This window comes from Treponema sp. C6A8 (genome assembly GCF_000619925.1).
Lineage (GTDB): Bacteria > Spirochaetota > Spirochaetia > Treponematales > Treponemataceae > Treponema_D.
In genome coordinates this window covers 98,996-105,296 of the sequence record NZ_JHVB01000010.1, presented here as the reverse complement: position 1 = coordinate 105,296, position 6,301 = coordinate 98,996, and the positions used below count along the sequence as shown (strand labels likewise).

Below are 6,301 nucleotides of genomic sequence, written 5' to 3'. Positions count from 1 at the left end.
CATTCTGATCATGGCTGGCATTATAGACATATTTCATACAAAAACTTTCTGCGAAAAAAAGGCGCTGTACAAAGTATGTCCAGAAAAGGAAACTGCCTTGATAATGCAGTAATTGAAAACTTCTGGGGAACCTTGAAATCAGAATGGTTTTATCTTAATAAGTTTTCTTCAGTTGAAATATTTCTGGAACAACTAGAACATTACATTTATTATTTTAATTATGAAAGAGATTCAGGTGTCCTTAATTATCGGACACCTGTTGATGTTCGTAATGAAAAACTGGTAGCATAAAAACTGTCCAAAAAATTGGGTTCAGTTCACTTCCAGGGCCCGCTAACGCTCGGTCTTTTTGCCCGCCAAGGCGTGCAAAAATCCTTGCCTTCGGCAACCCTTCCAGTGCCTCACACATCTAAAATCATTCAATCACAATTTATTACCAAATAATCTGAAAAATAAATTACTTGCATCACTGTATATTATAATATACAATTAAAGCATGTACAGTATTCTCCAGACTGAAACATACAAAAAATGGTTCAAAAAGCTGAAAGACCAGACTGCTAAATTCGCGATAGGTCAAAGACTTGAACGAATGAAAACTGGAAACTTTGGTGATTCAAAAACTGTTGGAGAAGGAGTATTTGAATTAAGAATTGATGTCGGTCAAGGATACCGAGTCTATTTTACAAATGATGGCAAGAAAATAATAATTCTGCTTGTAGGCGGAAATAAAACCTCACAAGATTCTGACATAAAAACAGCCAAGAAAATGGCTAAGGAGTTTTAGAATGGAAAAATTAACAGAATTTGACATGGCAGAATATCTCGATACAGAAGAACTTCAGAAAGGATATCTTGATTACAATGCAAAAGAAGGAACTCCAGAAGATTTACTCAGTGCTATAAATACAGTTGCTCGCGCAAGAGGAATGACTAAAACCGCTAAAGAAGCTGGCATTACAAGAGACGGTCTATATAAAGCCTTGTCACCTGATGGAAATCCAACTTTTTCCACAGTCTGCAAAATTCTTCGCGCAATAGGCTATACATTAACACCTACACCAATTGCTCATAATGTAAATGTATAATAACAATAATCGAAAAAAGAGTTAAAAAAAATCAACCTCAGATTTATCCGGTAAGTTCTTCATTATGAAAAAACGAATTTTTCATAACAGTGATGCCTCCAAGTCAGTCGCCCCTATAAACTCAGACTTAGAGGGAAGTGATTAAAGATTTCATTATGCAACAACTCGTATCAATTATATTTTTAACCCTAATTGTTTAGCCTTTACTGTTAAAAAATGTTCATAAGCTTCTTTTCCATAAAACTTTCGCATATGTTCAGCTTCTTCCTTTATTTTTGGCTCATCAATCAAATCTAACAAATCATCGAAAGAGTTAATTCTTGACTTTAGCTCTTCAAGAGAATCTTCTTTTTTCTCATCTGCTACTAAACTTTCAGATGAAGTAACTTCTGCATCAGATATATTATTGCAAGAAAGTTTTTCTAATTTAGATTCAACCATACTTTCCAAAGCTTTGATCTCTTCATATGTAGCAACCTGCCAAGCATATTTATCATTAATTATAAATAACCTAATAACGCCTATTACACCGCAAACTAAAAACCCTAACCAAGAATAATCTTCATACTTCCAACTATCCTTCATCCAGTTATAAACACAAATACCAATAATCACCCAACTCACAAGCGCAAGAATTGCATGAATACGATTTAATAAAGTTTTAACCTCAACATTAATTTTTTCTGTCATAATCAACCTCTCAAAAAAAATATCATACGTTTAGTTAATTTCTCATATGAAATATTTTTAATATGTTCTCAATTAATGAGAACCCAACCCCTTTTCTTTTTTTTACCTCCTATATTTTAATCTTCAAGATAATAACCTATGAAGTTCATCTGAAAAATCAAATTCGAAAGAATTAATTTTGTCCATATCTAGGCCAATTAAAAAACTAGAAAATATAAAAACTAAAAAAATACTTTTAATTCATATTCAATTACATATTTATAACACTATGTAATTACATAAATATTAACTTCAATAACATAATCTGTCAAATTTCAATTACACAAATTGTTTACAATTTAATTATGAGTAAATTACAAGAAGAGTTCAAAAAGAGATTAATCGATGAATTGAATTTTCAAGAAATTTCAAATAAAGAATTTGCTCAAAAAGTGGGGATAAGTAATAGTACATTAAGCATGTATCTCTACCGCGGTTCCATCCCCGCCGCTGATGTTGCCGTAAAAATGGCAGAAGTTCTTCACACAACAACAGAATATCTTATTTTAGGAATTGATAAAAATAACCCAAATACAAAACAATCCACAAAATCCGACTGGCAAAAACGCGAACTAACAAACATCGCAAACAGTCTTTCTTCAACACAATTAGACAACTTTCTGGAAATTGCCCGAGCATTTAAGAATGCAGTTTCAAATCATCAAGATTTCGAAAATTAGAAATTTCAGAATAAATTTTCTTCAAATATTCTTGGAAAAATAAATTTCTATCGTCATTAAAATTTGAATGTACTATGGTTCCATCATTTTTAAGTAAAATGGATTCTGCAGTCTTACAATCTTCAAAGCAGACATCATTTTCTGTGTATGTAATTAGAATACCGTCTTTTTCACAAAACTCTTTTCGCATAACCTACCCCCTTTCTTGTCTTATTATATCACACCTTTTAAAATAAAAAAGACGCTCAACCGAGCGTCTTTTTCATCTATTAGAACTTAGCTTTTCTCAAGCGTACCTGTTCGATGTCCTCACAGAACAACTGTCTCAAGTCATTCAATCCAAGTGCCATCAAAGCCATACGGTCAATACCGATACCCCAGGCAAGAACAGGAACGTCAATTCCCATTGCGCGGGTTACTTCCGGACGGAAGATACCTGAACCACCAAGTTCGAACCAGCCCAGAACAGGGTGTTTGATGTGAACTTCAATAGAAGGCTCTGTGAACGGGAAGTAACCAGGAACGTATTTAACTTCTGTTGCACCGGCAATTTCTGTAGCAAACATCTTAAGCATACCAAGAAGGTTGCGGAGGTTTGCATCCTTTCCTACGATAATACCTTCTGTCTGGTAGAAGTCTGAAAGGTGAGTTGCATCAACTTTGTCGTAGCGGAAACAGCGGGCAATACCGAAGTATTTTCCAGGAATTGTTGCCTTGTGAAGCTGATGAGCTGACAAAACAGTTCCCTGAGAGCGGAGGATAAGGCGGCGTGTGAACTCGTTATCAAAAGAGTAGTTCCATCCGCGGCTTCCTGTATTTCCGCCAGTTTCATGGGCAGCCTTAACGTTGCTCAAATATGGTTCTTCAATAAATTTTGCGTGAGTAGGATTTTTGATGCGGTAAACATCGTGAATATCGCGGGCAGCGTGGAACTGAGGCATGAAGAGAGCATCGCCGTTCCAGAATTCAGTTTCTACAAGCGGACCGTCAAACTCTTCAAAACCAAGAGAACAAAGCTTGTCTTTTACAGATTCAAGGAACTGAACATAAGGGTTTGTGCGGCCAGGAATAATACGAGCAGGAGGAACAGCAATGTTGTAACCGCGGAAGGTACCGTTTTTCCAGTCGCCAGTTGCAAGCATTTTTGGTGTGATTTCACCAATTTCGTTACCAGTAATTCCGGCCTTTTTAAGTTCTTCAGTAACCTTTGCAAAGGCTTCTGTAAGTTTGTAAGTTACAGTTTCGCGTTCTATCATCTTGAAAGGAGAATCTCCGGCACCACGTTTTTTAGCCAAAGTAGAAATTACTTCAACTTCGTCAGCGCTTAAATCATCCTTATTCAAGATTCCGTCAGTAGCGGCAGCACCCTTCTTAATAATTTCAGAAGCCTTTGTAACACGTGCAGGAAGTTCAGCACCTGTATATTCAGCCTTCTTTTCTGCATTCATCTTAAGAACGCCTTCCTTAGAAAGGGGACCGAAAGCAGAACCAATGTCTTTATTTTCAATTGCAAGGGCAGCGGCGATTTCCGGCAAAGCGTGAGCGCCGTTGTCGCGAAGGTAATTTACCATGCGCTCTTCAACAGTTCCTGTTTTTGCAAGAGCCTTACCCAAGTCTGTGATTTCATAATATGTGTGAGGAGTTCTGCGGATTTCCTTAAGAAGCTCTTTTCCACCCAGCCAGCTGAATGCCTGGTTAGCGTGACCTTCTTTATAATCCAATTCCTTCTGGAGTTTTTCTGAAGTAAGTTCATCCTTTGCTGTGTATTTGAGCAAAACTTTAATTTCAAGCGGATGAAGATTTTTGATGATGTTTTTGATATCCATTTTTTAGATCCTGTTAAAAAATAAAACCGACAGCCTTTTGACTATCGGTTTTATTCTACAATATTTCACATAAAAACTGAATAGGTAGATGGAGTTTATTGTGCTTCTGCTTCAGAAGTCTCTTTAGTTGCACCTTTTACAGTTTTCATATTGCTTTTTTCTACCATCTGAACGTAGCAGAAATAAACAGTGTACTTCTTCTTAGGTTTAGCTTCCTTATCAATATAAGAGCTTTCCTTTGGAGTCTGGAGATATTTATATTTTGTATATCCATGCTCCTTCTGGAAATCCTGGAGAACTGCAAGAACAGTATTCATTGCTTCACCCTGATCATATGATGCAAAACTTGTTGTATAGGTTACTCGAACTTCATCGTACATAGGATTGAATTCAAGTTCAACTTTTGCATTCTTATCTACAGTATGCTGATTTTCAGGAACAATCTTTATTGTTTTTGTTTTCTGCTCTTCATAGCGTTCTTCAGCAGACATATTTTCAAAGATTTCATCTGTTTCCTGATCAGCAAAAACAGAACCAGCTACCAAAAACAACGTTGTAAGAACTAATAATAATTTTTTCATGCAAAACTCCTCAATAATAGTTGAATTGTTGTTAAATGCTAACTACGTATTTTAGTACGTTGTATACTTAATTATTCTATCGCGTTCTAGGAAAAAATCAAGAAATATCGCATATTGCCCTTCTGTAATTCCAACAAGAGGAGGATTTCTGATTAAGACCGAACCGGAAATTTCCTTGGGTTTATTTTTGATTTCCGCACGGTAGCGGGCACGAACAGCTTCTTTTAAGGCATTTTTTGCTGCATTTTCAATTCCCTCAAAACCGTCAGAAATCTTTCCAAGTCCACGTCCCTTAATCACAGAATTTTGAATTCCGCTCCAGAGCTTATAATTCTGAATCTGATAATCAGTGCGTTCGTACTCGCACCAGACAGTAACCTTATTTTCTTCAAAAAACTGATCCGAATATCGAATTTTTGCTTTATCCTGTTCAGTAAATGCAAGCTCAGGAATAACTTCCAGATACTCCTCTACTCTGCGAACTTTATCCGAAGGAGTGTAAACAAACTTCCAGCCGTAAACCATTCCTTCCATTAAAAACTCGCTCAAGTCTTTAATTCGGGTTCGAGTATAAGAAAGCATATCATCACTTTTTTCATAAAGCCCGGGATAGGCATCAAGTTCCGCCCATACAGCAAACCTTATCGTTCTGAGATTAACAGGACTCTGAGCCAGAATAAGTGAAAAATTAAGGGCAAGAGCCGCAAAAATGAGCATTTTTTTTACAAAGCGCATTTTTAATTTCATCTGTAAGTGTCCCGCCAGATTTTAAGAGGATGAATTCCCATTCTCACAACAAAGTAAATCCAGGCTGCAAGGAAACCAAAAAGATGAGTCATATGAGCCACGCCCGAAGCCGGATTAAACTGACTGAAAAATTCAATTGCCGCGTAAATTAAAACCAGAACCGGGGCAGGAACAGGAATAATTCCCCAGATAAAAATTACAGAGCGGGGAAAGAAAACCGCATAGGCAAACAAAACCGCATAAACAGCTCCGCTGGCACCCATCAAACGAACGCTATACTGCCCTGTGTACAAATAAACCAGATAAGAAAGAGCTCCGCTGGCAATACCGCAGAAAAGGTAAAAAAGCACAAATTCCTTAGAACCGATTGCTTTCTCCAGCTGCAGGCCAAATACCAGAAGACCAAGCATATTAAAAAGAATATGACGAATGCCCGAATAATCATGAACGAACATATAAGTCAAAAACTGCCAGTACATGTGATATTTTTTGACTGCCACCGGATTCATCGGGCCATAGTAGTAAATGTATTGAGCAAGTTCTCTGTAAAGCTGTGCAATTCCGTAAACTGCAAAATTTAAAAGAATTATTAAGATTACGCGATGTTTATATTCGTATCTGAACGGATGTCTAAAAAAGATTTTTCCCAT

9 protein-coding genes are annotated in these 6,301 nt (G+C 36.7%); 4 read left to right on the top strand and 5 right to left on the bottom strand.

What is annotated here, in order from left to right:
• From T530_RS0109660 to T530_RS0109650, 3 genes are all read left to right on the top strand, one after another.
• Nucleotides 1-291, top strand: a 291-nt coding sequence (locus T530_RS0109660; RefSeq protein ID WP_156011614.1) for an IS3 family transposase, incomplete at its 5' end; no start/stop codon positions are given.
• A gap of 205 nt (nucleotides 292-496) precedes the next feature.
• Complete coding sequence (locus tag T530_RS0109655) at nucleotides 497-787, top strand: type II toxin-antitoxin system RelE/ParE family toxin (RefSeq protein ID WP_027728830.1); 291 nt, start codon at nucleotides 497-499, stop codon at nucleotides 785-787.
• Nucleotide 788: 1 nt separating this feature from the next.
• Nucleotides 789-1,088 carry an addiction module antidote protein gene (locus tag T530_RS0109650; protein WP_027728829.1) on the top strand — a complete coding sequence of 100 codons (300 nt, stop codon included), beginning with the start codon at nucleotides 789-791 and terminating at the stop codon, nucleotides 1,086-1,088.
• A gap of 174 nt (nucleotides 1,089-1,262) precedes the next feature.
• Here the strand turns inward: T530_RS0109650 and T530_RS0109645 are convergent, their stop codons facing one another.
• Nucleotides 1,263-1,778, bottom strand: a complete 516-nt coding sequence (locus T530_RS0109645) for a hypothetical protein (RefSeq protein ID WP_027728828.1) — start codon at nucleotides 1,776-1,778, stop codon at nucleotides 1,263-1,265.
• Nucleotides 1,779-2,122: 344 nt separating this feature from the next.
• Between T530_RS0109645 and T530_RS0109640 the strand changes: the two genes are divergently transcribed.
• Nucleotides 2,123-2,497: a helix-turn-helix domain-containing protein gene (locus tag T530_RS0109640; RefSeq protein WP_027728827.1), complete on the top strand. Its 375-nt coding sequence runs from the start codon at nucleotides 2,123-2,125 to the stop codon at nucleotides 2,495-2,497.
• Between the two features lie 269 nt (nucleotides 2,498-2,766).
• On the opposite strand, the gene T530_RS0109630 is transcribed toward T530_RS0109640, so the two are convergent.
• The 4 genes from T530_RS0109630 to T530_RS0109615 all read right to left on the bottom strand — a co-directional run bounded on the left by T530_RS0109630 (nucleotide 2,767) and on the right by T530_RS0109615 (nucleotide 6,301).
• The gene (locus T530_RS0109630; RefSeq protein ID WP_027728825.1) at nucleotides 2,767-4,323 is read right to left on the bottom strand and encodes a phenylalanine--tRNA ligase subunit alpha; all 1,557 of its coding nucleotides are present in this window, start codon (nucleotides 4,321-4,323) and stop codon (nucleotides 2,767-2,769) included.
• A 95-nt stretch (nucleotides 4,324-4,418) separates the two neighbouring features.
• Nucleotides 4,419-4,904, bottom strand: coding sequence for a hypothetical protein (locus T530_RS0109625; protein ID WP_027728824.1), 486 nt, complete (start codon nucleotides 4,902-4,904; stop codon nucleotides 4,419-4,421).
• Between the two features lie 51 nt (nucleotides 4,905-4,955).
• Nucleotides 4,956-5,651: a hypothetical protein gene (locus T530_RS14110; protein ID WP_051537931.1), complete on the bottom strand. Its 696-nt coding sequence runs from the start codon at nucleotides 5,649-5,651 to the stop codon at nucleotides 4,956-4,958.
• Nucleotides 5,648-6,301 (bottom strand): rhomboid family intramembrane serine protease, encoded by a 654-nt coding sequence (locus T530_RS0109615; protein WP_027728823.1) that lies wholly within the window; start codon nucleotides 6,299-6,301, stop codon nucleotides 5,648-5,650. Before T530_RS0109615 ends, T530_RS14110 begins: the two co-directional genes overlap by 4 nt.